The organism is Ferrovibrio sp. GW821-FHT12F09 (assembly GCF_058806775.1).
This window is the reverse complement of the sequence record NZ_JBXAPZ010000003.1, coordinates 204,873-231,243: the sequence shown is the minus strand read 5'-3', so window position 1 is coordinate 231,243 and position 26,371 is coordinate 204,873. Positions and strand designations below refer to the sequence as shown.

Annotated in this window: 27 protein-coding genes and 2 tRNA genes; 13 read left to right on the top strand and 16 right to left on the bottom strand. The window is 60.1% G+C overall.

Features of this window, described 5'->3' with window-relative positions; genetic code table 11:
- The 3 genes from mmsB to AC1ROB_RS21360 are packed head-to-tail and all read right to left on the bottom strand — an operon-like array spanning window position 1 to window position 3,140.
- The gene (gene mmsB, locus AC1ROB_RS21370) at window positions 1-891 is read right to left on the bottom strand and encodes a 3-hydroxyisobutyrate dehydrogenase (protein WP_492973051.1); all 891 of its coding nucleotides are present in this window, start codon (window positions 889-891) and stop codon (window positions 1-3) included.
- A 28-nt stretch (window positions 892-919) separates the two neighbouring features.
- Window positions 920-1,969, bottom strand: a complete 1,050-nt coding sequence (locus AC1ROB_RS21365; protein ID WP_492973052.1) for an enoyl-CoA hydratase/isomerase family protein — start codon at window positions 1,967-1,969, stop codon at window positions 920-922.
- Between the two features lie 19 nt (window positions 1,970-1,988).
- Window positions 1,989-3,140, bottom strand: coding sequence for an isobutyryl-CoA dehydrogenase (locus tag AC1ROB_RS21360; RefSeq protein WP_492973053.1), 1,152 nt, complete (start codon window positions 3,138-3,140; stop codon window positions 1,989-1,991).
- Window positions 3,141-3,290: 150 nt separating this feature from the next.
- Between AC1ROB_RS21360 and AC1ROB_RS21355 the strand changes: the two genes are divergently transcribed.
- From AC1ROB_RS21355 to hemB, 3 genes are read left to right on the top strand one after another with little or no spacing between them, the layout of a single operon-like run.
- Window positions 3,291-5,534, top strand: coding sequence for a sensor histidine kinase (locus AC1ROB_RS21355; protein WP_492973054.1), 2,244 nt, complete (start codon window positions 3,291-3,293; stop codon window positions 5,532-5,534).
- 50 nt (window positions 5,535-5,584) lie between these two features.
- Window positions 5,585-5,812 carry a helix-turn-helix transcriptional regulator gene (locus AC1ROB_RS21350; RefSeq protein WP_492973056.1) on the top strand — a complete coding sequence of 76 codons (228 nt, stop codon included), beginning with the start codon at window positions 5,585-5,587 and terminating at the stop codon, window positions 5,810-5,812.
- Window positions 5,813-6,835 carry a porphobilinogen synthase gene (gene hemB / locus AC1ROB_RS21345; protein ID WP_492973057.1) on the top strand — a complete coding sequence of 341 codons (1,023 nt, stop codon included), beginning with the start codon at window positions 5,813-5,815 and terminating at the stop codon, window positions 6,833-6,835.
- A gap of 29 nt (window positions 6,836-6,864) precedes the next feature.
- On the opposite strand, the gene AC1ROB_RS21340 is transcribed toward hemB, so the two are convergent.
- Window positions 6,865-7,752: an NAD(P)-dependent oxidoreductase gene (locus AC1ROB_RS21340; RefSeq protein ID WP_492973058.1), complete on the bottom strand. Its 888-nt coding sequence runs from the start codon at window positions 7,750-7,752 to the stop codon at window positions 6,865-6,867.
- A 214-nt stretch (window positions 7,753-7,966) separates the two neighbouring features.
- Here AC1ROB_RS21340 and AC1ROB_RS21335 point away from each other — a divergent pair, with 214 nt between their 5' ends.
- The 10 genes from AC1ROB_RS21335 to AC1ROB_RS21290 all read left to right on the top strand — a co-directional run bounded on the left by AC1ROB_RS21335 (window position 7,967) and on the right by AC1ROB_RS21290 (window position 18,994).
- Window positions 7,967-8,452, top strand: coding sequence for a hypothetical protein (locus AC1ROB_RS21335; protein ID WP_492973060.1), 486 nt, complete (start codon window positions 7,967-7,969; stop codon window positions 8,450-8,452).
- Window positions 8,453-8,558: 106 nt separating this feature from the next.
- Window positions 8,559-10,985, top strand: coding sequence for a penicillin acylase family protein (locus AC1ROB_RS21330; protein ID WP_492973061.1), 2,427 nt, complete (start codon window positions 8,559-8,561; stop codon window positions 10,983-10,985).
- A gap of 104 nt (window positions 10,986-11,089) precedes the next feature.
- Window positions 11,090-11,950 (top strand): flagellar motor stator protein MotA, encoded by an 861-nt coding sequence (motA, locus tag AC1ROB_RS21325; protein ID WP_492973063.1) that lies wholly within the window; start codon window positions 11,090-11,092, stop codon window positions 11,948-11,950.
- A 20-nt stretch (window positions 11,951-11,970) separates the two neighbouring features.
- A complete protein-coding gene (locus AC1ROB_RS21320; protein WP_492973065.1) occupies window positions 11,971-13,143 on the top strand; it encodes a flagellar motor protein MotB in 1,173 nt (390 codons plus the stop codon).
- 6 nt (window positions 13,144-13,149) lie between these two features.
- Window positions 13,150-13,632: an RDD family protein gene (locus AC1ROB_RS21315; RefSeq protein WP_492973066.1), complete on the top strand. Its 483-nt coding sequence runs from the start codon at window positions 13,150-13,152 to the stop codon at window positions 13,630-13,632.
- A 79-nt stretch (window positions 13,633-13,711) separates the two neighbouring features.
- Entirely contained in the window at window positions 13,712-14,479 is a 768-nt protein-coding gene (locus AC1ROB_RS21310) for an arginyltransferase (protein ID WP_492973067.1), read from the top strand.
- Window positions 14,480-14,611: 132 nt separating this feature from the next.
- A complete protein-coding gene (locus AC1ROB_RS21305; RefSeq protein ID WP_492973068.1) occupies window positions 14,612-15,736 on the top strand; it encodes a TRAP transporter substrate-binding protein in 1,125 nt (374 codons plus the stop codon).
- Between the two features lie 195 nt (window positions 15,737-15,931).
- The gene (locus AC1ROB_RS21300; protein WP_492973069.1) at window positions 15,932-17,041 is read left to right on the top strand and encodes a TRAP transporter substrate-binding protein; all 1,110 of its coding nucleotides are present in this window, start codon (window positions 15,932-15,934) and stop codon (window positions 17,039-17,041) included.
- Between the two features lie 119 nt (window positions 17,042-17,160).
- Window positions 17,161-17,703 carry a hypothetical protein gene (locus AC1ROB_RS21295; protein ID WP_492973070.1) on the top strand — a complete coding sequence of 181 codons (543 nt, stop codon included), beginning with the start codon at window positions 17,161-17,163 and terminating at the stop codon, window positions 17,701-17,703.
- Window positions 17,704-17,800: 97 nt separating this feature from the next.
- The gene (locus tag AC1ROB_RS21290; RefSeq protein ID WP_492973071.1) at window positions 17,801-18,994 is read left to right on the top strand and encodes a hypothetical protein; all 1,194 of its coding nucleotides are present in this window, start codon (window positions 17,801-17,803) and stop codon (window positions 18,992-18,994) included.
- A gap of 47 nt (window positions 18,995-19,041) precedes the next feature.
- On the opposite strand, the gene AC1ROB_RS21285 is transcribed toward AC1ROB_RS21290, so the two are convergent.
- From AC1ROB_RS21285 to AC1ROB_RS21230, 12 genes are all read right to left on the bottom strand, one after another.
- On the bottom strand, window positions 19,042-20,283 hold the full coding sequence (locus tag AC1ROB_RS21285; protein WP_492973072.1) for a pentapeptide repeat-containing protein: 1,242 nt from the start codon (window positions 20,281-20,283) through the stop codon (window positions 19,042-19,044).
- Between the two features lie 62 nt (window positions 20,284-20,345).
- Window positions 20,346-20,669: a hypothetical protein gene (locus AC1ROB_RS21280; protein ID WP_492973073.1), complete on the bottom strand. Its 324-nt coding sequence runs from the start codon at window positions 20,667-20,669 to the stop codon at window positions 20,346-20,348.
- A 163-nt stretch (window positions 20,670-20,832) separates the two neighbouring features.
- The gene (locus AC1ROB_RS21275) at window positions 20,833-21,588 is read right to left on the bottom strand and encodes an SDR family oxidoreductase (protein ID WP_492973074.1); all 756 of its coding nucleotides are present in this window, start codon (window positions 21,586-21,588) and stop codon (window positions 20,833-20,835) included.
- 203 nt (window positions 21,589-21,791) lie between these two features.
- Window positions 21,792-23,066: a TRAP transporter large permease gene (locus AC1ROB_RS21270; RefSeq protein WP_492973075.1), complete on the bottom strand. Its 1,275-nt coding sequence runs from the start codon at window positions 23,064-23,066 to the stop codon at window positions 21,792-21,794.
- Window positions 23,067-23,079: 13 nt separating this feature from the next.
- Window positions 23,080-23,637, bottom strand: coding sequence for a TRAP transporter small permease (locus AC1ROB_RS21265; RefSeq protein ID WP_492973077.1), 558 nt, complete (start codon window positions 23,635-23,637; stop codon window positions 23,080-23,082).
- 60 nt (window positions 23,638-23,697) lie between these two features.
- Window positions 23,698-24,681, bottom strand: a complete 984-nt coding sequence (locus AC1ROB_RS21260; RefSeq protein WP_492973078.1) for a sialic acid TRAP transporter substrate-binding protein SiaP — start codon at window positions 24,679-24,681, stop codon at window positions 23,698-23,700.
- Between the two features lie 33 nt (window positions 24,682-24,714).
- The gene (locus tag AC1ROB_RS21255) at window positions 24,715-25,281 is read right to left on the bottom strand and encodes a GntR family transcriptional regulator (RefSeq protein ID WP_492973080.1); all 567 of its coding nucleotides are present in this window, start codon (window positions 25,279-25,281) and stop codon (window positions 24,715-24,717) included.
- Between the two features lie 3 nt (window positions 25,282-25,284).
- Window positions 25,285-25,365, bottom strand: coding sequence for a GntR family transcriptional regulator (locus AC1ROB_RS21250; protein ID WP_492973286.1), 81 nt, complete (start codon window positions 25,363-25,365; stop codon window positions 25,285-25,287).
- Complete coding sequence (locus AC1ROB_RS21245) at window positions 25,334-25,573, bottom strand: hypothetical protein (protein ID WP_492973288.1); 240 nt, start codon at window positions 25,571-25,573, stop codon at window positions 25,334-25,336. The genes AC1ROB_RS21250 and AC1ROB_RS21245 overlap by 32 nt, the downstream gene beginning before the upstream one ends.
- Window positions 25,574-25,726: 153 nt before the next feature.
- A tRNA-Arg gene (locus AC1ROB_RS21240) sits at window positions 25,727-25,803 on the bottom strand.
- Between the two features lie 71 nt (window positions 25,804-25,874).
- Complete coding sequence (locus AC1ROB_RS21235) at window positions 25,875-26,174, bottom strand: ETC complex I subunit (RefSeq protein WP_492973081.1); 300 nt, start codon at window positions 26,172-26,174, stop codon at window positions 25,875-25,877.
- Window positions 26,175-26,204: 30 nt separating this feature from the next.
- Window positions 26,205-26,281 (bottom strand) — tRNA-Pro (locus AC1ROB_RS21230).
- Window positions 26,282-26,371 lie beyond the last annotated feature (90 nt).

Here is a 26,371-nt window from a genome sequence, read left to right as displayed (position 1 = left end):
TTACCCCAGATCGCGGATCATACGAATAATGCCGGAATAATCGCTGGGGCCGTTTCCGGAATCGACATACTCGGCATACAGCGCCGTGGCTTCGGATCCGAGTGGCGTCTGCACCTTGGCGCTGCGCGCCGCTTCCTGCGACAGCTTCAAATCCTTCAGCATCAGTTCGGCGGCAAAGCCCGGCTTATAGTCCCGATTGGCGGCTGACGTCGGTACCGGTCCCGGTACGGGACAATGGTTCGCCAACGCCCAGCATCCGCCCGACGAACTGGATACGATGTCGAACATGGCCTGCGCTGACAGGCCCAGCTTCTCGGCCATCACAAAGGCTTCGGAAATGCCAACCATGGTAATGCCCAGCACCATGTTGTTGCAGATCTTGGCCACCTGACCGTTTCCGGCTCCACCGGCATGAACAATCTTCTTTCCCATGGCTTCCAGGATCGGCCTGGCCTTGGCGAAGGCAGCATCGGTACCGCCAACCATAAAGGTCAATGCCGCATTTTCGGCGCCGGCGATCCCACCCGAAACCGGCGCATCCAGCATCAGCATGCCTTTCGCTTCAGCAGCGGCAATCGCTTCGCGGGCGGACCTTACGTCGATAGTCGAGCTGTCGATGAACAGGGTGCCGGGCCTGGCGACGGCGAGAATCCCTTTCTCTCCCGTATAAACACTCAACACATGCTTGCCAGCTGGCAGCATGCTGACCACGGCATCCACATCGGTGGCGGCGTCCTGTGCGCTCGACGCCTTGATGCCGCCGGACTCGACAACCTTCTGCACCAGCTCCGCTGAAAGATCGAAGGCTTTTACCGCATGCCCGGCCTTCAATAGGTTGCGCGCCATCGGCCCGCCCATATTGCCGACGCCGATAAAACCGATACTCGCCATGTGTTCCTCCACTGGATTTTTCTGTCGTTCAACCGAATTGCAGTTCGCCCTCGGCTACCGGCGCAAAATAGGCCTCAATGGCGGCGTCACTGACATCCTCCAGTTTAGCCGGCTGCCATTTCGGGCGGTGATCCTTGTCAATGATGACGGCTCGCACGCCTTCGTAGAAGTCGTGCCCCAGGGCGACATGGTTGCACATGCGCCATTCCAGTTTCATGCAGTCGCGCAGGGATAATGTCCGACCGCGACGCAACTGCGCAAAGGTCAGCTTCACTGACGTGGGTGACTTGGCACGGATCGTTGCTGCCTGCTCGATGGAGAATGGTGATGCTTCCGTCTCCAGGGCCATCATGACTTCAGCCACGCTATGACCGGCGAACAGTCGGTCAATCTGCGGCTTGATTTCAGCCAGCGGTGAAGCACCCGGATCGCCCGCAAATTGCCCGACGATAGTATCCACGGCAGACGGATCACCCGGGGATGCGGCGATCAGCGCCTGCTCCAGAGCCGCCATTTGCTCGCGTGGTACGAAATGCGTCGCCACCCCTGCCGTAATAATGTCGGCCCCTTTCAAGCGTGCACCTGTCAGACCCAGGTAAAGACCGAGTTCGCCCGGACAGCGCGGCAGGAAATACGTGCCGCCGACATCGGGGAACAGACCGATACCGGTTTCCGGCATGGCGAAATGGGCATGCTCGCTGATGATGCGATGGCTGCCGTGAACCGAAAGGCCGACGCCGCCGCCCATGAAGATACCGTCGATCAGAGCAATGAACGGTTTCGGATATTCGCCAATCAGGGTGTTGCAACGATATTCGTCATGCCAGAACTGCTTGCGGTAAGACGCCCCTTCGGGACCGCGATCAGCCAGCTTGCGGATATCGCCACCCGCACAAAAGGCGCGGTCACCCTCGCCCTTTATGATTACCGCCTTTATCGCAGAATCGCTCGCCCAGGCGCGCAGATGCTGTTCCAGCGGCACGCACATGTCATGGGTAAGGGCATTTAGGGCTTTGGGGCGGTTCAGCGTAATGACGGCAACGCCGTTGTGAACCGCAAACAGAATATCCTGTGTCATGGGAGCCTTGAGATTAAAATCAATCGTGGAATGAACCGGAGAGGAGAGCACGGGAAACGATCACGCGCATGATCTCGTTTGTGCCTTCCAGAATCTGATGGACGCGGGCATCGCGCAAGTAGCGTTCCACAGGATAATCCTTCAGGTATCCGTAACCTCCATGCATCTGCAATGCCTCATTGCAGATCGCGAATCCTGCATCGGTGGCGAACCGCTTGGCCATAGCACAATACATGGTCGCTTCCGGGCTTTTTGCATCCAGCAAAGCTGCAGCATGGCGAATCATCAGCCTGGCGGCCGCCAGATCGGTGGCCATATCTGCAAGCTTGAACTGCGTCGCCTGAAAACTGGCAATCGCATGACCGAACTGCTTGCGGTTCACGACATACTCGCGCGTCGTATTCAGACAGGCTTTGGCGGCTCCCAGCGAACAGGCGCCTATATTGATACGGCCGCCATCGAGTCCGGCCATGGCGATACGAAATCCCTCGCCTTCGGCACCGATGCGGTTCGACTTCGGAACCCTGCAGTCTTCGAAAATGACCATGGCGGTTGGCTGACTGTTCCAGCCAAGCTTGCGCTCCTGCGCACCGAAAGAGAGGCCCGGCGTGCCATTTTCCACCACCAGGCAGGTGACGCCACGCGCACCTGGCTCGCCGGTGCGGACCATGCAGACATAGATATCCGAACGCCCCCCGCCCGAAATAAAGGCCTTGGTTCCGTTCAACACATAATGATCGCCGGCGTCCACGGCCTTTGTCTGCAGGGCAGCCGCATCCGAGCCGGCATTCGGTTCGGTCAGGCAATAGGACGCAAAAGACTGCATGCTGCAGAGGTCAGGCAGGAACCGCTGCCGCTGTTCATCCCCGCCAAAGCGGTCGATCATCCAGGCCGCCATGTTATGGATCGAGATATAGGCTGCCGTGGATGTACAACCCGCCGCCAGTTCCTCAAAAATCAGCGCGGCATCCAGGCGGCTGAGCCCGGAGCCACCGACATCATCCTGCACATAGATGCCACCGAAGCCGAGGGCTGCCGCTTCGCGCAGTTCTTCGACCGGGAAATGTTTGTTTTCGTCCCATTTCGCGGCATTGGGCAGCATCCGATCCGTGGCAAAGCGGCGTGCGGTATCCTGTATGGCCCGCTGATCCTCGGAAAGCTCGAACAGCATCTGTTTCTCCCTTTTAACGGGTCTTAATCGCCCGCTACACACCAGTCAACGCCTACTCCAAAAGGGTAACGCCACCTCAATAGAGTCGCACGGCCCAGCCCCCCATGCTAGCTTCGCGGCCGTTTCCATTGGCCTTCATGATACTTATCCATGCTGCCGTCCCCAACCGCTGAACCAATGCCGGATGCGAAATCAGGCATCGGCTGGCCCTTGCGCGGTGCTGCCTATGGATTGGCCGGACTGCTGATCGCCATTGCCGCAGTTCTGCTTGGCCTGCCCCTCATCGGCGGCATGCCGAACATCGATTGGCTACCAGGGAAACCACCGGCGCATCTCGACATCGCTGTTGGCGCCGCATTGGGTGGATTGTCCCTGTTGACCCGGGATACGGCTGGCGGCCTGTCACGCATGCTGGCACTCGCGATGGGCTGCCTGGCTATTGTCGGTCTGCTGGCATTCCTGCAGCACGCCGATTTACAGTTGGCCACACAAGCCGCCCCTCTGGCCCTGAGCAGTCTGTGGTCCGGCCATATGGGACCGCTGGTTGCCTTCGGCTATCTTCTGACCGCCGCGCGGCTCTATGTGCCCGCGGCCGGTCGGGCAACCCTCACCAACGTGCCGCTGGGCTGGTCCATCGCCATGACCCTGCTGGCCCTGGCGCTGACACTGACCATTGGCGCATTGGACCTGCTGCCCCAGCGGCCGTCATGGACCGCCCATGCTGCGGCGCTGCCAGACGGTGCCTTAATCCTGCTGCTGTTTGGCGCGGCCTGCGCTGCCCGCACCTTCCACCTGTCACCGCAGATTGCACCGATCACCCTGCTGATCGGCCAGTCCGTCGTCTTGATTGGCGGCGTCCTGGCATCGTTCATTCTCTGGCAGGCGAATGTCGCCACCGCGTCGCACCCCCTGGTGCCGGCGCTGTCCTTCATGGCCTGTCTTGTCGCCACCTATATGATCGCAGGCCTCATCGCCCTGGCCGTGCGCGTCACCATCCAGCAGCGTGCGATGGAAGCAGCGCGCAGTGCCCTGGAAGCCAGCAACAACCTGTTCAAGGCTGCTGCACGCAGCAGTCGCCTGGGCATCTGGAACTGGAACCTGGCAACAGGCGAGTTGCTGATCGTCGCCAACTATCTGCAGGACGGCAACGCCAATGACCTGCTGACATCGCGCATGTCAATCGAGACCTTCAACACGCTCATTCATCCCGATGACTTCAAGATGGTGGAGCGGCGCGCCAAGGATGCGCAGCGGGGGACGATCCCTTATGAAATCGAGTTCCGCATCCGCCGTGCCGATGGTCGTTACATCTGGGTGCTGGCCCGCGCCGAGGTCGGCAGGGATGAGACCGGCAAACCTGTCAGCATGATCGGCAGCCTGGAAGACGTCGACCAGATCCGCCGTCAGATGAACGAACTGGAACTACAGCGCCAGTTGCTTGAAGAACAGTCGGTGAAGCTGGCTGAAACGGCACAGGCGCTCGCGCTGGCCAAAGATGCCGCAGAGTCGGCCAACCGCGCGAAATCCAGTTTCCTGGCCATGATGAGCCACGAAATACGCACGCCGATGAACGGCGTACTCGGTATGCTCAGCCTGATTCATCGCAGTGAGCTGGAACCGGCCCTGAAGCGCTATGCCGAAGTGGCGCATCAGTCGGCGCGCGATCTGCTCGGCCTGATCGACGACATTCTCGATGTGTCAAAACTGGAAGCGGGCAAATTGCAGATCGAGGCGATCGATTTCGACCTTCGCCCAGCCATCGATAATGTTGTCGCACTTCTGACGCCCCGCGCCCGTGACAATAACAACCGCATGACCATCGACCTCGCAGATGGTGTGCCCGAGCATGTGATCGGCGATCCGCTGCGCCTGCGCCAGATCCTGATTAACCTGATCGGCAATGCCATCAAGTTCACCGAGAACGGCCTGGTTACCATAACGATTACCGCCACGCCGCTGCAGAACGGCGACTTCATGCTTCACTGCGCCATCCGTGACACCGGCATCGGCATCGCAGCAGACCAGCAGAACAAGCTCTTTGAACCTTTCACCCAGGCCGACGCCTCCATGACCCGCCGTTATGGCGGCACCGGCCTGGGCCTGACGATCTGCCGGCATCTGGTGCATCTGATGGGCGGCGAGATCGGCATGGTGAGCGCCCTGGGGGAAGGCTCGACATTCTGGTTCACCGTACGGTGCCGCGAGGATATCGAGCTCACCGCCAAGCTGGCCGCCCAGCAGCCCGTCAAACAGCCGGCACCGCCCGCAGCCAACGATGCCGCCACCCTGCTGCCGCCCGAACCGCTGGAGAAAGACGTCGCAGACCTGGTCAGCCAGTTCGATCGTCTGGCAGGCCGCACACCGCGCGGCGGTGGCGGCGTTACGGGACATTAACCAACCAGGCGCATGATTCTCCGCCATCATCATGGCGTGGAGGTCCGATCATGCTACCGATCCATCCTGGAACCCTGCTGGAGCGCGCCATCAGCGCCCGCGGCTCAGACCCCCAGCTGTTCCATCGCGAAGCCCGCATGCCACGCCGGCTGCTACAACTGGTGCTATCCGGCCAAAGGCCGATTTCCTTCGGCCTTGCCCTGCGTCTGGGCCGGATTCTGGGTACTTCTCCCTGGGTCTGGATTGCGTTTCAGGAGCGGTTTGATAAAGCTCTGTGAATGAGCAGCCATCCGATTACCCCGCCCCCGCCATTCCCGGTCTCCCGTCCCCGCCGCCTGCGCCAGTCCGACTGGACGCGCCGCCTGGTCGCCGAGAACCGCCTGAGCGTCGATGACCTGATCTGGCCGATTTTCGTCCACGACGGCTCTGCCAATATCGCGATCCCTTCGATGCCGGGAGTCGAACGCCTGAGTATCGATGCGGCAGTCGTTGCTGCGAAGGAAGCCGAAGCCCTTGGCATTCCGGCGATTGCCCTCTTTCCGGCCACCGACCCCAAGCTGAAAAGCGATGACGGTCGCGAAGGTCTCAATCCCGATAATGTGGTCTGCCGCAGTGTCCGCGCTATAAAGGCTGCGACCAAAAATCTCGGCGTGCTGTGCGATGTGGCCCTGGATCCCTATACCAGTCACGGCCACGACGGACTGCTGCGTGATGGTGTGATTCTGAATGACGAAACAGTCGCTTTGCTGGTCCAGCAAGCGATCGTGCAGGCGCAGGCCGGCTGCGATATCATCGCTCCGTCAGACATGATGGATGGCCGCATCGCGGCGATCCGCGGCGCTTTCGAGCGCGACGGCATCCGCCATGTGCAACTGATGGCCTATGCAGCAAAATACGCATCCGCTTTCTATGGCCCGTTCCGCGATGCCGTCGGTTCGTCCGTGAATCTCGGCCTGGGCGACAAGCGCACCTATCAGATGAATCCCGCCAATGGCGACGAAGCCCTGCGCGAAGTTGCTCTCGATGTCGCCGAGGGCGCGGATATGGTGATGGTCAAGCCCGGCATGCCGTATCTCGACATCTGCTGGCGGGTGAAACAGGCTTTCCGCCTGCCGACTTTCGCCTACCAGGTCTCCGGTGAATACGCCATGCTGGCCGGCGCCGCTGAACGTGGCTGGCTGGATCGCACCAAGGTGGCCTTTGAAAGCTTGCTCGCCTTCAAACGTGCCGGCTGCGACGGCGTGCTGACATACTTTGCGCGTGACGTCGCCCGCATGATGGCCGACGGCAAGCAGCCCTGACGGGCCGCCGCCACCGGCATCACGGATAATCAGAACTTCTTGGCGGTCTTGGTCGCCTCCAGACGCGCGATCAGGCTGGACGTATCCCAGCGATTGCCCCCCATCTGCTGCACTTCGGCGTAGAACTGGTCGACCAGTGCCGCCACCGGCAGGCTGGCACCGTTGCGGCGCGCTTCGGCCAGGCAGATGCCGAGGTCCTTGCGCATCCAGTCGACCGCGAAGCCGTAATCGAATTTGCCTTCGATCATCGTCTTGTGGCGGTTGTCCATCTGCCAGGACCCGGCTGCGCCCTTGGAAATCACTTCCACTGCCTTGGTCAGATCGAGCCCTGAGGCGCGACCGAAAGCCAGCGCTTCGGACAGACCCTGCACCAGACCGGCGATACAAATCTGGTTCATCATCTTGGTGAGCTGGCCGCTGCCGGTCGCACCCATCAGGTTCTGCATCTTGGCATAGGCCTGGATCACCGGCTTGACCTTCTCATAGGTCGGCTCGTCACCGCCGCACATGATGGTCAGCTGGCCATTTTCGGCACCAGCCTGGCCACCGGAAACCGGCGCATCGATGAAACCCTGACCATTGGCCTTGGCCTTCTCGCCAATCTCGCGGGCAACATCAGCCGATGCCGTTGTATGGTCAACGAAGACAGCCCCCTTGGCGAGCCCGGCCAGAATCCCTGTCTCGCCATAGACGACAGACCGCAGATCATCGTCATTGCCGACACAGGCCATGACATATTCCGCGCCGGTGGCAGCCTCCTTAGGGGTTAACCCTTTTTGCCCCTTATGCTGGGCCACCCAACGGTCTGCCTTATCCGCGGAACGATTCCAGACCGTTACACTATGCCCGGCCTTGGTCAGGTGCCCGGCCATAGGAAAGCCCATAACACCCAGACCGATGAATGCCACCTTCGCCATCTTTTTCTCCAAAAGTCTTTGTTTTTCAATTTATTAGAAGACGCGTTCGATTCACGCCCCCAGTTTGCACCATGGCGCCGGAACGGGCAATTGCCTCAAACGCAACCCACCGCGTTTGATTGTAGGGCACATACAATTTCAACTTGCGGGACAGGGGCAATTATAGTAAACAGAATACAGAGTTACCCAAGTTCTGGCGTGGGAGAAGCCCATCATGCCGCTCGACACCATAGGCAGTTACGCCTCGTCGAGCAGTAGCGGTGTAGTTGCCCGCTCTGCTCGAAGTACAGACACCTCCACAACCGCTAGTTCCGCGGCTCTCTCCGTTCGCTCGGACAACGAAGCTGCTGAAACGAAAGTCTCCTCGACGGGAGGCTTGGCCGTTTTCGTCAGCCCGTTCATCAGGCTCGATGTAGAGACACGCTTGGCGATTGTCGAAATCCGCAATAGCCAGACCGGCGAAGTTCAGCAGCAATATCCAAGTCCACGTGCGGTTCGCGAGTATGCGCAGAACCTGCCCGATGACTCGGATTTGCGCGCCGAAGGCAGCGACAAGCAGAACGATAAGGCCGAACCCCGCATCATTGGCAGCGGTTCCGACAAGGCCGCCGAGCCTGCGAAGGCCCAGACGACCAGCACTGCCCAGAGCGACAGCCCCGCTCCTGCTCCTGCAGCCAAACGGGAAGTTGCGATCGCCTGATTGTGGCGGCCAATGCCAGCAGCCAGTGCTGCGGCGTTTTTTGAAACCTGCAAATCACTCGCGAATCTGCTAAGCCAGTTCGTGTCTTTGTCGCGAGCGGGGCGTTATGCGCTGGTTGATTCGGTTGGTTATGGCATTGGTTCTGCTTGCCGGGATCACCGCTGGTAGCATCTATGTCATTGCCCGCCTCTCACTGCCTGCCGTCAATGGTGAGGTAAAGGTCGACCGGGCACTTGCCGGACCGCTTGAAATCCTGCGCGACCGCTACGCCGTCCCCCATATTCGTGCTGCCAGCCGCAACGACGGCGCGTTCGGACTGGGTTATGCCCATGCTCAGGATCGCCTGTGGCAAATGGAAGTACAGCGCCGCATCGCAGCCGGCCGCCTGTCCGAAATTTTTGGCACGGCCACCCTCAATACAGACAGGTTTACACGCACCCTCGGTATCCGCCGCAAGGCTGTCGCCGCATTCGCCTATCTTCAGCCTGACACCCAGGCTTATCTGCAGGCCTATGCCGACGGCATCAATGCCTTCATCACCGATCATCCCGGCCCGTTGCCTCCGGAATTCCTCGTCTTCGACGTATCGCCAGAGCCATGGACACCTGCGGACTCGCTTGGCTGGCTGAAGATGATGGCCTGGGATCTGAGCGGGAACTGGGGCAGTGAGCTGGCGCGCCTCAGTCTGTCGCGCCGCCTCAGCAAGCAGCAGATTGAAGAATTTTTCCCGCCCTATCCAGGCGACGGACCGGTCGCGCTGGCAGATTACAGCAGCCTTTACAGGCAGGTGACGACCGCAATCAATCTCGACCAGTTGCAGCAGGCCCTGCCCGCCCCGCCACCCGAAGGCATCGGCTCGAACAATTGGGTCGTGCATGGCAAACGCACCGTTACGGGGTTGCCTCTGCTGGCCAACGATCCGCATCTGGGCCTGACGACGCCTGCAATCTGGTATTTCGCCCATCTCGCCGTCCAGAACAATGGCATTATCGGCGCAACATTGCCCGGCGTCCCTGGCGTTATCCTGGGTCATAACGGTCGCGTCGCCTGGGGCTTCACCAATACTGGACCGGACACTCAGGATCTCTTCATTGAGAAGATCGACCCGAATGATTCTGGCCGTTACGTAACACCGGATGGCACAGCCGCCTTTGCCACAAGGCAGGAAATCATCAAGCTGCGCGGCGGTGACGACGTTGCACTCACGGTGCGCGAAACGCGCCATGGCCCTGTTATCAGCGATGTCCACGACTCAGCTCAGCGCCTGATCGAACCTGGGTATGTCCTGGCCTTTGCCTGGACGGCATTGCGCGATGAAGACACCACAGCCGATTCATTGCTCGGACTGGAAGCGGTGACGGATTGGAACAGCTTTGTCAGGAATTTCGAACGTTTTGTCTCACCGCAGCAGAATATCGTTTATGCCGATCGCGACGGGAATATCGGCTTTCTGGCGCCGGGTTTAATCCCGGTTCGCCGTCCGGATAACGATCTGAAGGGACTGTCGCCGGCACCGGGATGGGACGCGCGATACGACTGGACCGGCTTCATTCCTTTTAACGAGCTGCCGCGCAGCTACAATCCGGCAAAGGGTATGCTGGTTACCGCCAATCACAAAATTGTGCCCGACAGCTATCCGCATTTCATTACCTCCGAATGGGCAGAACCGTATCGCGCGCGCCGGATCGAGCAGCTGCTCCAGGAACGCGCGGTCCATTCCGTGGAGAGTTTCAAACAGCTCCAGGGCGACACTGTGTCGCTGATGGTTAGCGATATCCTGCCGCTGATGCTGGGCGCGCCGCAAAAAAGCACTCCGCGCAACGCCGAGCTGCCAACCACCCACGCCATGATGTCTGCCTGGGACGGCGCGATGACCGCCAACCGGTCTGAACCACTGATCTTTCAGGCGTGGTATCGCGAGCTGACCCGCCTGGTGCTGGCCGACGAATTGGGAGAGTCGTTTCTGCCACTTTGGCGTTTCCGGCCAGTCCTGATGAAAAACATCCTCGCCAACACAGACGGGCAGGCCCGCTGGTGTGCCAATGTTGCAACCGGTGCGCCAACGTCTTGCCCCACCCTGGTTGCCGAAGCCCTCGACCTGGCCCTGAGCGATCTCAAAAGCCGGTACGGCGGCGATCTCGGCCGGTGGCGCTGGGGCGAGGCGCATTTCGCCAAGGCACCGCACCGGCCATTCAGCACTATCGCGCCGCTCAGGCGGCTGTTCGAGGTCAGCGTCCCGACCCCCGGCGACGCCTTTAGCGTGAATGTCGGCCGCAATGACCTGGGTCAGGAAACCGAGCCCTTTGCCAACCGCCATGCCGCCTCATTGCGGGCCATTTATGACCTGGCCGACCTTAACCGGTCGCAATTTATCCATTCCACCGGCCAGTCGGGACATGTGCTTTCGCCCAATTACCGTGATTTTGCCGCCCCCTGGGCTGGCGTTCAGTACATCCCGATGTCGCTTCGCCCCGGGGATATCGAAGCCGGAGCCCTGGGGCGTCTCAGGCTGAGCCCCCGCCAGCCCCCGTAAACCATTACGTCTTTTCAATATTCTATTTACCTCCCGCATACGATAAATATGGGTTGGGTTGACGCGCTGGGCGGATTCGCCGGGCGCGGGCATGGAGTGTTTAAATGCTGATTATTATCGGCTCGATTGTCGGTATGGGCTGCGTGCTGGGCGGTTATGTCGCCATGGGCGGCAAGCTCGGCGTGCTGTGGCAGCCATTTGAGCTTGTCATCATCGGTGGTGCCGGTGTGGGCGCGCTCATTGTCGGCAACCCCAAACCCGTGCTCAAGGCCACGCTGAACGGCTTCAAGGTCGCCTTCAAAGGGCCGAAATACACCAAGGACGACTATCTGGAATTGCTGTCGATGCTCTACAGCGTGTTCAAGCTCGCCAAGAGCAAAGGCATGCTCGCGCTGGAGCAGCACATCGAGAAACCTGAAGAAAGCAAACTCTTCAGCCAGTTTCCGAAGTTCATGGCCGATCACCACAACATGGACTTCCTCTGCGACTATCTGCGCCTGATGACCCTGGGCAGCGAGAATCCGCACGAGATGGAATCCCTGATGGATATGGAACTGGAAATCCATCACCAGGAAGATCATCTGGCGCAAGGCGGCATGTCGGCCTTCGGCGAAAGCTTCCCGGCGCTCGGCATCGTGGCCGCGGTGCTCGGCGTTATCAAAACCATGGGCTCGATCAGCGAGCCGCCGGAAGTGCTGGGCCGCCTGATCGGCGGCGCGCTCGTAGGCACCTTCCTCGGCATTCTGATCTCTTACGGCATCGTCTCGCCGATCGCGGCAGCCCTGAAGGCGACGCAGGAACATGATAGCAAATACCTGCTGTGCGTCAAAGCCGGCCTGCTGGCGCATCTGCAAGGTTACGCACCCGCCGTGTCGGTGGAATTCGCGCGCAAATCGCTGATGTCGAATGTGCGCCCCAGCTTCTACGAAGTTGAAGAAGCGACCAGCAAAGTGCAGTCGGTCTGACGACTGCGGAGGACTGAGCGATGGCGACCGCCGACGGCGAACGTCCAATCATCGTCAAGAAGATCAAGAAAGGCGCCCATGCTGCCCATGGCGGCGCCTGGAAGGTGGCCTATGCCGACTTCGTGACGGCGATGATGGCCTTCTTCCTGTTGCTGTGGCTTCTGAACGTCACCACAGACGAACAGAAAAAAGGCGTGGCCGATTACTTCTCGCCGGCTTCCGTCAGCCGCAGCTTCTCGGGCGCCGGTGGCGTCATGGGCGGACGCACCATTTTGGAAGACGGCGGTAAGATTTCCAGCTTCGGCCTGCCGACCATGATTGTCGGCCCGTCTTCGGAAAAATCCGATCAGCCCGATCAGCCGCAATACGATCAGAAATACCCGGACTCGCGGCAGCCGCCGCCGGCACCCGGCACACAGGGCGACCGCTTCCAGGATCCCAGCCAGACGGTTCAGCAGGGCGACGGCGACCAGCAGCAACTGGGCGCTGGCGCGGGACAGATCACCGACCTGCAGCAGATTGATGCGCAGGCGGCGCGCGAACGCGTCGCACAGGCGGAAGCCGAAAACTTCCGCGAGGCCGAAGAACAAATTCGCCAAGCGATCCAGAATAACCCGCAGCTCTCGGAACTCTCGAAGCAGATCGTGTTCGACAACACACCGGAGGGTTTCCGGATTCAGCTGGTCGACGAAGAACAGTCCTCGATGTTCCCTTCGGGTGCCGCCAGCATGAACGACAAGGCGCGTCGCCTGATGCAGCAGGTCGCCCAGGCGGTTTCAAAACTGCCGAACAAGCTGGCGATCAGCGGCAACACCGATGCGCAACCCTTCCGTGGCCAGGGTGCCTATTCGAACTGGGAGCTTTCCGCCGATCGCGCCAATGCGGCGCGGCGCGCCATGATCGAGGCCGGTGTTCCGTCCGAGCGCATTCGTCAGGTCACCGGCAATGCCGATCAGGACCCATTGATCAAGGATAACCCGCTTGATCCGCGCAATCGCCGCATCGCCATCCTGCTGCTCAGCGACGTCCCCCGCCCCGGATCCGGCGCCGGCGCCGCCGGAGCAGGGCCGCAGCGAACCGGTCAGCCGTCACGGCCGGGGGCGCTGCGCAATCCGCCGCCGCCGCCGCCATTGCCGCCTGGTCTGAATGGGCCGGGGCAAAACAGCCCTGTCCGCATCCTGCCAACCCGCTGAGGCCGCGTGTCAGAGCAGCCATCCACACAGCCGGTTCCAACAGCCGTCCCCCTGCTCGATCCGTTTGTAGATCCCGGGCGTTTTGAAGGCCTGTTATGGCGTCGTGTTTTCGGATACGCCATCGACGCATGCGTCATTGCGCTGCTTTTGGTATTCTATTACTTCGCCCTGGTGGTGCTATCGGTAGCCACTCTCGGACTGCTGACGCCGCTGCTGGTGCTGCTCGCGTCTCTGATCCCGGCGGCCTATCACACACTGACCATTGGCGGGCCGGCGTCCGGCACATTGGGCATGCGGCTGTTCGGGCTTGAAGTCCGTGCCTGGAATGGCGGCAAACCAGGTTATCTGCAGGCTTTGCTGCACACGGCCGTGTTTTACCTTTCCGTTGGCTTTACCAGCGGCCTGATCCTGCTTTGGCCCTTGTTCAACAACTATCGCCGCTGCCTGCATGACCAGCTCTGCGGCACAGTCGTGATACGCCGGGCGTGATTTTAGCTCAGAATCCCCCCTCCCCAAGCGGGCCAATTACGCTAATCTGGTTTTCGACTGTAATGAGATGGGCTGCGACGTGAAACATCGCCTGCAGATACCTTTACGGCATTTTTTTGCCACCCCGCCCACGCCATGCCCTTACCTTCCAGGGCGGCTGGAGCGGAAAGTCGTGACTTTGCTGGCAGGCGATGATCCTGACGGCCTGCACAACGCCTTGAGCCAGGCCGGCTTCCGCCGCAGCCAGGATCTCGCGTATCGCCCCGCCTGCGAAAACTGCAATGCCTGCGTACCCGTCCGTGTCCCGGTGGCGGAATTCGTTCCGGATGCCCCCCAGCGCAAGGTGCTGCGTCGCAACACCGGTGTATTGGCCCGCCGTCTGCCAGCCTATGCCACACGCGAGCATTATCAGGTCTTCCGCCGTTACGTGACGGCCCGCCATGACGGCGGCGGCATGGCAGATATGGAATTCGCTGATTACCGCGCCATGGTCGAGGACAGTCCGGTCCGCAGCGGCCTGACCGAGTTTCGCAATCCGGATGGCCGCCTGCTTGGCGTCTGCCTGATTGACGACATGAATGACGGGATTTCCCTAGTCTACAGTTACTTCGATCCAGACTTTGAACGGCGCAGCCCGGGAAGCCTGATCATTCTCTGGCACATCCAGAATGCCTACGAATTAGGCCTGCCTTATGTTTACCTCGGCTACTGGATCTCCGAGAGCCACAAGATGGCCTACAAGAGCCGCTTCCGCCCGTTGGAGGCTCTCACCCAGGAAGGCTGGCGCCGCCTGGATCCGGATGCGCCATCGCTCCCGGCACCCCTGACAGCCGCCCCTCTGCTTTGACCTCCGATTCTTGCGCCCCGCTCTTCTGAGGGGTATTTTTCGGCACCGTATGCGGATTCTCCGTGTACTTATGTGTTGCGTCAGCGCTTGTTCGAACGCCGGCCACCAACATCTCTAGGGAGATCACCAAACATGCTTCGTCGTAAATTCCTCTCCGGCGCGGCCGTTGCCGGCGCCGGTGCCGTCGGCGCCGCTGCCAGCTTTCCGGCCCCGGCGATCGCGCAGAGCCTGCCCGAAATCAAGTGGCGCATGCCCACCAGCTTCCCGAAGAGCCTGGACACCATCCATGGCGGCGGCGAGCAGCTGGCCAAGCGCGTTGCTGAACTGACCGACAACAAGTTCCAGATCCGCGTCTTCGCTGCCGGCGAAATCGTCCCCGGTCTGCAGGTGCTCGACGCCGTCCAGGCCGGCACCGTCGAAGCCGGCTACAGCGTCAGCTACTACTATGTCGGCAAAGATCCGACCTTTGCCTTCGACGCCTGCCTGCCTTTCGGCCTCAACGTGCGCCAGCAGAATTCCTGGATGCGCAACGGCGGTGGCCTCGAACTGATGCGCGAGTTCTTCAAGGACTACAACATCGTTCAGTTCCCGGCGGGCAACACCGGCACGCAGATGGGTGGCTGGTTCCGCAAGGAAATCAAGACCGTTGAAGACCTGAAGGGCCTGAAGTTCCGCATCGCCGGTATCGCCGGCCAGATCCTGAACAAGCTCGGGGTCGTGCCGCAGCAGCTCGCCGGCGGCGACATCTATCCGGCGCTGGAAAAGGGCACCATTGACGCGGCCGAGTGGGTCGGTCCGTATGACGATGAGAAGCTCGGCTTCAACAAGGTGGCCAAGTTCTACTACTACCCCGGTTGGTGGGAAGGTGGTCCGCAGGTCTCGCTGTACGTCAACAACGCGCAGTGGGACAGCCTGCCGAAGCCGTACCAGGCCGCACTCGAAGCCGCCAGCACTGAGGTCAACAGCTGGATGCTTGGCAAGTACGATGCGCAGAACCCGGTCGCACTGAAGAAGCTGGTCGCCAGCGGCACGCAGCTGCGGCCCTTCCCGCGGCCGGTCATGGAAGCCTGCTTCGATGCCGCGAACGAGGTCTATGCCGAAGTCGCTGCCGCCAACCCGAAGTTCAAGAAGGTCTATGATCAGTGGTCGAAGTATCGCGACGACCAGCTGCTTTGGTTCCGCGTTGCTGAAGGCACCTTCGACAGCTTCATGTCGGCGGCCAGCCAGCGCAAGCCTGCTGCGAAGAAGGGTGGCTGACCGGATTTAATCTGTCAGCATACGTATTATCGAAAAGCCCTGCATTTGCGGGGCTTTTCTTTATCTGTCGCTATTCGCACGAATCCCGTAATCTCCCAAGCAATCATTCATTGCAGCGTCAGTCTGCGAGGGTGATCGGTATCGGGCCGCGAGAGTCCGGCCCGCGACCGAAAGGTCAAACAGGGAGATAAAAGAATGGAAAGACGTAAATTCATCAAAGGCGCCGCCCTGGCGGGCGCCGGCACAATCGGTGTTGCCGCAAGCTTCCCGATGCCGGCGCTGGGACAGAGCCAGCCGGAAGTCCGCTGGCGCCTTGCCTCCAGCTTCCCGAAGAGCCTCGACACCATCTTCGGTGCGGCAGACATCGTGGCCAAGCGCGTTGAAGCCTCTACCGGCGGCAAGTTCCAGATTCGCACCTTCGCTTCCGGCGAAATCGTCCCCGGCCTCCAGGTGCTGGATGCGGTTCAGGCCGGCACCGTCGAGATCGGTCATACCGCCAACTATTACTATGTCGGCAAGGACCCGACCTTCGCCTTCGACACGGCGATCCCGTTCGGCCTGAACGGACGCCAGCAGAATGCATGGATGCACCATGGCGGTGGCCTGCAGCTGATGCGCGACTTCTTCAAGGAGTATAATTGCATCAGCTTCCCGGCCGGCAATACCGGTGCGCAGATGGGTGGCTGGTTCCGCAAGGAGATCAAGACCGTCGAGGATCTGAACGGTCTGAAGTTCCGTATCGGTGGATTCGCCGGTCAGGTGCTCACCAAGCTCGGTGTCGTGCCGCAGCAGATCGCTGGCGGCGACATCTATCCGGCGCTCGAAAAAGGCACGATTGACGCGGCTGAATGGATTGGCCCGTATGACGACGAGAAGCTCGGCTTCAACAAGGTCGCCAAGTATTACTACTATCCGGGCTGGTGGGAAGGTGGACCGCAGCTGTCGGTCATGGTCAACCTCGACGCCTATAACAAGCTGTCGAAGGAATACCAGTCCATCCTGGAAGCGGCCTGCGCCGAGGCCAATGTCTGGATGGTGGCGAAATACGACGCGGTCAATCCGGCGGCCCTGAAGAAGCTGCTGGCCGGCGGCACGCAGTTGCGGGCCTTCCCGCGGCCGGTGATGGAGGCCAGCTTCAAGGCGGCCACCGAGCTGTATGACGACACCTGCAGCAAGAACCCGAAGTTCAAGAAGGTGTTCGACAACTGGGTGAAGTTCCGTGACGAACAGGTCAGCTGGTTCCGGGTGTCGGAAAACACATTCGACAACTTCATGATCGCAGCGTCGCAGAAAAAACGCACCTGAGCCGTCCCAACGGTCAGGTCGGCAAAGGCCCCGGGCAACCGGGGCCTTTTTTTTCGTTCCGACAGGCCGGAAGGAACATTCCGACAACCGTTACCGTCTCTTAAGCGCCGGGTTAAGCCTTGGGCAACCATTTGCGGTCAAAACTACTGGCGCACCCCGGAGTTGTGCCGCAGTATCACCCGCGGCAGGCAGTAACTCCGACGGATGCCAGAAAGGACCGTCTTTACAACGCCATGTGGCGAAGTGTCGTAAAACGAGCACCGAAAAAGACGGCTGATCCGGATTTGACCCCGACGCCGCGCGATCGCGAACGCGTCGACGGTATTATTAATAAAATCTCGGAAGAAACGTTGCTGGTCTTCGATCTGCTGAAAGACGGTATGGTGAAGGAAGCCTCCTTCAAAACCGTCGAAGAAAGCATCACCCGACATTGCATCCTGTCCACCTTTGAACAGGTCCGCGTCGACGCCTTCCGCGATGCGGCCGGCCTCGCCTGGCAGCAGGCCCGCCGCTTCTCCGAAGCCGCTCTTGAAATGCCCGAGCCACAGCAGCGTCAGTTCGTGCTCTCCGTCGCACAGGCTTTCGAACGCTTTGCCAAACAGCTCCAGACTATTGAGCAGCGCGCCATCGCGGACAAACAGCGGCGCGATCAGCAGGATTGAATGCTGTTGGCGCCTGCGGGGCTTGCCAAAACTATCGCCGGGAGCAAAACTTCCGTACACACAACCCACAGCATGTAAGCGAGTTTTCGGGGGAAGCATGGTTTTTGGTTCGATGTTCGGCGGCGGTCGGTCTTATGCCTACGAAATCTATGTCATGGTTGATGGCCGCTGGCGCCTCGACAAGCGTCTCGAAGGCGAAGCAAAGATGACCCAGCACGCCAACGAGCAACTGGAAAAATCCGCTATATCACAGGCCAATGCCCTGCTGAACATGGGCGACTTCTCGGCCGTCAAGGTGGTGCGCTCGCGCGAGCGGTCGGACGGTTTCGGCACCCAGTCGGAAATCTTCAACAAGACAGCGACCGCAAAACCGAAGGTCATGCAGACGCGGCCCTTCAAGGGACCGTTCCCGGTTTGCGAAACCGCTTATGACCTTGCGCGCCGTCCGGCCGCCAAGGGCTTCAGCACCGTCTTCAGAGAGTTCCTCGACAAGCAGAATGCGACATCGATCGAACTGCTGCACTCGCCGCAGCATCAGCGCAAGCTGAGCGACATGAGCAATTTCATGCGTGCAGGCTTCTACGCCTTGGCGGGATCGCAGACGCAGCCCGGGTTGCCGGGCCAGAGCGAGCGTAGCAAGAAGCTCGAAGTGCAATTCGACAAGCTGATCCAGCTGACGCGCGATGCCATGGCCGAAAAAGGCTTGCCCGCACTTGAAGGCAATGACTTTGCCCGACTGTACGAGCGCCTCAGCCAGCGCATGAAAGACGATCAGCTGCGTTTCACGTTCTTTTTCCAGACCGTCAAGGTCACACAGACGCTTTCAAGCTATGCCGGCCGCCTCGATATCTATCTCAATGACATGATCGAGCGACCGATGAACGGCCTGTCGCCGCTGCTGGATGAAGCCGCCGCCTCCTGTCTGGATTCCACCACGCTGATTCAGGATCTGCTGGGCCATCGCGCCGGCCTGTCGGAGGCCCTGATTGCGCTGGCCGACCTCTCCGCCGGCAAGGTGGAAATGCCGGCCAAACCGGACCAGATTCTCGAAAAGCTCAATCGCCTGCTCGGTGAGAACCGTCTGCCCTACTGCTCCGAAACCTTGTGGGAGCGCATTCTGTCCAACCTCAACTCCAAGGCCCTGCTCAGCAAAAGCGAGCCGCGGAAAGAATGGCAGATGACGCGCAATCTGAATCACAAACTGCTGGCAGTTGCGCCGGAAGCATACAAAGAAGCCGTCGATCATGCCGGTCGCATGCGCATGGAACGCGCGCGTAATATGGAATCCTGACACGACCTCGTCGCGCCCTGCGCGACGGCCTTCGTTCCGCCCGGCTGTTAATCCTGCGGCGGCATCTGCGCACCGGTCAGGTCGGCGCCGTTCAGATCCGTATTGACCATTTTCGCATCGGTCAGGTTGGCATTGACCAGCCGCGCCTTGTTCAGCTTGGCATCGATCAGGTTAGCGCCCCTCATCAGGGCGTCCGAGAAGTCGGCCTCAGTGGCATCGCAGGCCGCAAGGCTGGCCGACCAGAAACGGCCGATCGGCTTGCCATCGGGACCGCGCAACGGCACCTGACCAAGCTGTGCGCGCTGCAGAATCGCCTTCTGCAGAATGGCACGCGCCAGATTGACGCCATTGGCCAGCGCGCCGATCAGATTTGCGCCGGTCAGATCGGCTTCGGAAAGATCGGTCATCACCAGCGTGGCATTCTGCAGCTTGGCGCCCGCGAGCTTTGCGCCCTTCAGGTTCGCGCCGCTCAGGTCCTTACCGGTCAGGTCGATGCGTTCCATGTTCAGACCGGCCAGATCGGCGCGCGAACCTTCACGGCCGTCCGTCTTGATCCACTTCTCGTGCTCCTGAAGGATGCCGGCAACGGTATCGCCGAAGCTGGAGACATCGACAAACAGTTCAGCGCCAGTGAAGTTGGCGGAATCCATGTCGACATCTTCCAGGATCGCGCCCTTCAGGTCGGCGCCCTGGAAGTCGGCGCCATCGATCAGGCACATCGTCATATCGACGCCGCGCAGACAGGCGCCCTTGAGATCGGCCCCGGCCAGGTTCGCCTTGCGCAGGGATACCTTGGTCAGGTTGGCGCGCGACAGATTGGCACCGGCCAGATTGACACCATTCATGTTCGAGCCGGTCAGGTTCGAACCGCGGAGATTGGCTTCGGCCAGATCGGCGCCGCCCGTATTCGCCTTAGGCTTCTTGCCGGTGGAATCCGCCGCTCCGAAACCCACGCCGTTATCGGACGCCTGCATCAGGGCGCCACCACGGAAGTCCACCCCCATCAGGCGCGCGCCGGCAAGGGTGGCGCCGCGCATGGAGGCCCCGCGCAGATCGGCCTTGGTCAGGTCGGCCTTTGACAGGTCAGCCCGCTCCAGATTGGCTGCAAACAGGTCAGCTTCTGACAGATTGGTTTCGACCAGAACGGATCGCGAAAGATTCGCGCCGGACATCTTGGCCGCACGCAAATCGGCGCCGCTGAAATCGTAGCCCTGCAAATCAGCCAGGGAGAGATTCAGGCGTGCCCCACGGGGACGCTTCAGCAGCCACTCACGGTGGCGTGCCAGCATCCGTTCAACCTCCATGGGGTTCATTCTGCCCCTAGCCCCCTCACAAAGTCACACAAGCGAGCCTATTTCTTCGGCCGCATAAAATCTTCGACAATCTTAATGTTTTTCTCTAGTTCCGCAATCTTCCCAGACAGTTCCGCAATTTTCATGCGCATGGTCTGGGCCCCGGCAATTGCGCCCTGTGCGGCTTCTTTCGCATTCCGCAGGTCCGTCTGCAACTGCTGTGACGGCCCCTTGGCGTTCCGTAATGCGGTCTGGATGTCGAGAATGGCCTTGTCCAGCTCAGGACGCCGCTTGGCTAGGCTGGCCATATTGTCTTCCAGCCGGCCTTTTTCTTCCTGGAATTTGCGGATTTGCTCCCGCATCTGAGTAATTGCGTCGCTCAAAACCGTCTCTCCGGGATACGCATACGGGCCCAGCGAGCCTCTGCCGGAGCCAACTTCTTAGACGGGTCCCGGGGTCCCGCCTAGATGTTCTAAAGGCGTAGGCCCCAAAACCGGATGAAACTGCTTGGGGAGGCCCAGCTTCGCCTGGATGATGGCCTGCCCCCTAGCCGCGACCGACAAAGGGCATCTTGGTCGCCATCACCGTCATGAACAGGACATTGGCATCCAGCGGCAGGCTGGCCATATGGACCACGGCATTGGCGACATGCTCGACATCCATGCGGGGTTCCACCCGGGTCGAACCATCGGGCTGCAGAACACCGTTTTTCATGCGCTCGGTCATGTCGGTGGCGGCGTTGCCGATATCGATCTGCCCTACGGCGATGTCGTAGGCCCGGCCATCCAGGGAGCTGGCCTTGGTCAGACCGCTGATGGCATGCTTGGTCGAGGTATAGGGCGAGGAAAACGGCCGCGGCGCATAGGCCGAGATCGAACCGTTGTTGATGATACGGCCGCCGCGCGGATCCTGATCCTTCATGATGCGGAAGGCTTCCTGCGTGCACAGGAAGGGGCCGGTCAGATTGACGTCGACGACGGCTTTCCACTGCTCGTAGGACAGGTCTTCCAGAGGCATAGCCGGCGTACCCATGCCTGCGTTGTTGAACAGCACATCCAGCCGGCCGAAAGCCTGCTTGGTCTTGGCGAACAGCGCCTTCACCTGCGCATGGTCACCCACGTCAGTCGCTACAGCCACGGCCCGCACGCCATGCTTCTCTGCTTCGCGCGCCGTGGCGTCTAGAGCCTCAAGACGACGGCCGGCCAGCACGACATTGTAGCCGGCCTTGGCCAGGGCGATCGACGAAGCCTTGCCAATGCCGGTGCCAGCACCAGTGACCAGGGCAACCTTGTTGGATGGCATACCGGGATTCCTCCAGTTATATCGGTTCTTTCAGCGGCAAGAATAGCGGAGGCCGATCCGTCCCGGCAACGCATATGCCGTGATAAAGGTGGGATTGTAAGGCTTTAGCCGGCATCCCTTCCACCAAGCTTCGTATTGAAGCCTGGTGGTTTCTGGGCTGGAAAAGGTCCGGAATGGGTTCTGGACGACCGGCGGATCGCGCCTCAGCGATACCAAAGCGTGGGCAGGTAAAGCGTCAGGATCGGGAACGCCGAAATCAGGACCAGCACCACGAGCAGCGGGATCAGGAATGGCAACACAGCCACCACGGTCCGGTCGAAAGACATGTTGGCCACCCGTGACAGCACGAACAACACCATCCCGACCGGCGGCGTCAGTAACCCGATCATGAGATTGAGTACCATGATGACCCCAAACTGCACCGGATCGATGCCCACCTTGGTAATGGCCGGCATCAGCACCGGCACCAGGATGGAAATCGCGGCAATCGTTTCCATGAAGCAGCCGACCACCAGCAGGATCAGGTTGATGATCAGCAGCAAGAGTAGCGGATCCGTGGTCACCGCCAGCAAGGCCTCCGACACGGTTTCGGTGACCCGTGTCGTGGTCAGTACCCAGCCGAACAGTGAAGCAGCGCCGACGATGATCAGCACGCTGGCCGTGGTTTCGATTGTTTCCAGCGAAATCCGGTAAAACTGCTTCCAGCTCAGCGTGCGATACAGCAGTACCCCGAGAAACAGCGCCCAGGCGCAGGCTGCGATCGCCGCTTCCGTCGGGGTGAAAATACCGGCTGACATACCGCCGATGATGATGGCCGGGGTCAGCAGAGCCGGAATCGCGCGCAAAAACGTGCGACCGAGGACAACCCAGCGGAAGATCTGGTCGCGTCCGATGCCATGCCGGTGGGCATACCAGGCAACGTAAGCCATCATCGCGGCAGCCATTAGAAGGCCTGGAATAAAACCGGCGGCAAACAGCTGACCGATCGAAACATTGGCCATCACGCCGAAAATCACCATCGGCAACGATGGCGGAATGATCGGGCCGATGGTTGAGGATGCCGCAGTGATGCCGACGGCGAATTCATCATTGTAGCCATGATCGCGCATCGCCTTGATCTCGATCGTGCCGAGACCACCGGCATCGGCGACTGCGGTACCCGACATACCGGCGAAAATCACCGAGCCGACGACGTTGACATGGCCAAGGCCGCCGCGCAGCCAGCCGACGCCTGCCGTAGCAAAATCGTAGATGCGATTGGTAATGCCGGCCGTGTTCATCAGGTTGCCGGCCAGAATGAAGAACGGCACCGCGATCAGTGGAAAAGAATCGACACCCCCAACCATGCGATGCAGGGTGCCGAAATCCGGGATGGTGGTGAAGTAATGCGTGAAGGTCAGCGATGCCCCACCCAGGGCGATAAAAATCGGAACCCCGATCAGAAGCAGCAGAAAGAAAACACCGAAAAGTGCGAGCATAGTCCCAGGCCTTTCAATCGATAATCAGGTCAACCTTGTTGGGGTCCGGTTTCCAGTGACGGCGCGCATTCGCCAGAAAAACCCCGAGGCTGCGATACAGCATCAGGAAGCAGCCAACCGCGACGCCGCCATAAACAACGCTCATGGGCACGTCGATCACCATCATCGTCTGGATCTGCATCCGCCCGGTGATCTGCACAGCGAACCAGCACAGCAGCGCGATAAAGCCGACCGTGACGATATCGATGAAGAAGCGTAACGCCCTGACCGGACCCGGCGGCAGGAAATGCAGGAGCACCTCCACACCGATATTCGTGCCGCGCCTCATGGTGATGGCTGCGCCGACAAAGGTGACCCAGATCAAAAGATACCGGGCAATCTCTTCGGTCCAGGCCATGGAATCATTGAGCACGTACCGGGTGAAGAACTGCAGGAAAACCACTCCTGACAGCACCCAGAAAATGACAAAAGCCAGCACGTCCTCGACAAATGGCTGGATTACATAATCTGCATCTTCCGCCACGATCAGTGGCGCCACCGTTTCCGGCTGATTCCGAGCATCCTGTTCCATCACGTCCGGCTCCATAGCTTACGGGTGCGGCATTGCTGCCACACCCGTAATCGCTTCCTGTTACTTCAAAGCCTGCAGAGCATCGTATTCAGCCTTGCTCCAGCCGGCGCCAGCAGCGGCATCGTTATGCAGCGGCACGGCCGCTGCACGGAATGCTGCGCGGTCAACCTCAACCACGGTCTTGCCCAACTTGCGGAACTCGTCCGCCAGCTTCATCTCGGATTCTCGAATCTGGTTGCTTGCCCGCGATGCCGCCTCCAAAAGAACGTCCTGGAATATCTTCTTTTCACCATCGTTCAGTTTGTTCCAGACATGGCCACCGACATTGACAACCAGTGATTCCGTGATATGGCCGGTCAGCATGATATGGCTTTGCACTTCGTAGAATTTCTTGGCCATGATGGTTGGCAGTGGATTCTCCTGGCCATCAACCGTCTTCTGCTGCAGCGCCAGATAAACCTCGGCGAAGGCAATCGGCGTGGCATTCGCCCCGACCGACTTGGTAAACATGAGGAACAACGGGGCCGGCGGTACGCGCAGTTTCATGCCCTTCATGTCTTCCGGCTTCTTGATTTCCTTGTTCGCCGTAACATGCCGCTGACCGTAATAGGTCAGGGATACAACCTTGTGACCGGTCTTTTTCTCGTAACCGGATGCAATGTCGCGGAACAGTGAGGAATCGCGGTACGCTTTCCAGTGATCGAAATCGCGCAGGATGAACGGCGCATTGGTGATCGCCACCGACTTGTGAATCGACCCGGCAAAGGCGACGCCGGTATAAATCATGTCGACAGTGCCCAGCCCTAACGCCTCGTTGATCTGGTTCTCATTGCCGAGCTGCGATGCCGCAAACACATCAATCTGGTATTTGTTATTGGTGCGCTTGGCAATCTCGGCCGCCGCCCATACGGCTTCCGTATGGTATGGCTCGGGCGTCTCGTAGACATGGGCCCATTTCAGCTTGATCTGGGCCGCTGCCGGATTGGCGGTCATCATCAGGATTGCCGCAATCGAAGCGGTCATCAGGGTCAGTGTTTTTTTCATGTAAGCCTCCCTAGCTTATGGTTGTGAATTACGTCACGCCTTACTTTTCCTGCGGATGGGGCGTATGGCAGGAAGATCGCCATCGCTTTCGAAAAAATCCGGATTGAGATTGCGGATGTTGGGCAGGCTTTCCTTCAGCCCGTCGAGATGATTGCGCATAGCGGCGATCGCACGATCCGGATTGCGCTTTTCCATGGCGGAAAGCACTGCCGCATGCTCCTTCACCACCCGGTTCATGCGTCCTGACTGCGGCAAGGTGAGGCGCCGGTATCGGTCAACCTGTACTTTTACCTGTTTGACAAGCTGCCAGATTCCCGGATATCCCGCGGCCTCGGCAATCGCAGCATGAAAAGCCTCATCGGCATTGTGAAAAGCTTCCTTGTCTGCTGCCTCGGCCGCTTCACGCTGACGTTCGAGCATGGCCCATAGTGTCGCGAACTGGCTTTTGGTGGCCCGCTCGGCAGCCGTCCGTACGGCAACCTCTTCAAGGGCGCGGCGGATAATGATGGCTTCCATCAACTGCGCGTAGGGAATGCGGCTAACTGTCGTCCCTGATTTCGGCACGATCTCGACCAGTCCCTCGTCGGCCAAACGCAGCAAGGCTTAACGCACCGGCGTACGGCTGACTCCGAATGATTGCGCCAGATCATTTTCAGACAATGCTGCGCCGGGCAGGATTCCCAATGCAATGATCTGCGCCCGCAAATGCTTGTAGACCAGGCTTGCCGATGTAGCCGGTGGCGATGATGCCCGTCGCAACCGGGGTATGGCAGCAACCGTTTGCACCGCAACGGTACGTCGTTGCCGCTTGCCGGCTGCTTTCGGCAATCTTCTCGCCGTGGCCACTGCCTGCGTTCCATCCCTCGATCATGGCTTGATCGCCATGTTCCATATCTTGCATGCTAGTTAGAGGAGCCATGACGGTGCGGTCAACTCAAAAACACAGCTTTTACTTGTACTGTGCGATGACAAGATATGTGTCATGAAACGCCTTCCCTGTCGGGAAGCGATATGCATCAACGTCGGAATTGGCTGTATGGGGGAGTGGCGTGCCCTGGTGGATTCGAACCACCGACCTGCCGCTTAGAAGGCGGCTGCTCTATCCAACTGAGCTAAGGGCACGCAGGAAACAATGTTCAAACAAAAAAACGGCCGGCGAGGCCGGCCGCATCGGGCACCTCGCCGAACCAGCTTTAGCGGATTCTGGTAAACGCGAAGTTGTCGGCGTAAGCACGGCGGTTCAGCTTGCGCTGCTGCGGCTCCTCGATCTCATAGGCAATGCCGCGTTTGTCGGCATAAGCCACCGCCTCATCGCGGCTGTCGAATTTCAGCGTCAGCTGGCCGAGCGTGCCGGCAGCCCCCGTCCAGCCCATCAGCGGCTCGACGAAACGGCTGTCAGCCGTGTCGTATTCCAGAACCCACTGCCGGGTCTTGGCCTTGCCGGACTGCATCGCGGTCTTGGTGGGCTGGTAAATCCGTGCCTTGGTCGTCATGGGGCCGTCCTTGCTGAACCTGGGCCATTATGGTCGGGGTGACTGGATTCGAACCAGCGACTTCTTGCTCCCAAAGCAAGCGCTCTACCAGACTGAGCTACACCCCGCCGTCGCGGCGGAAAAGCGAGCGCCTTTTAGCATAAAGCCGGCCAGTCCGGCCAGCCTCCGGGCCGCCCCGGATTGGGTGAGATTGGCGG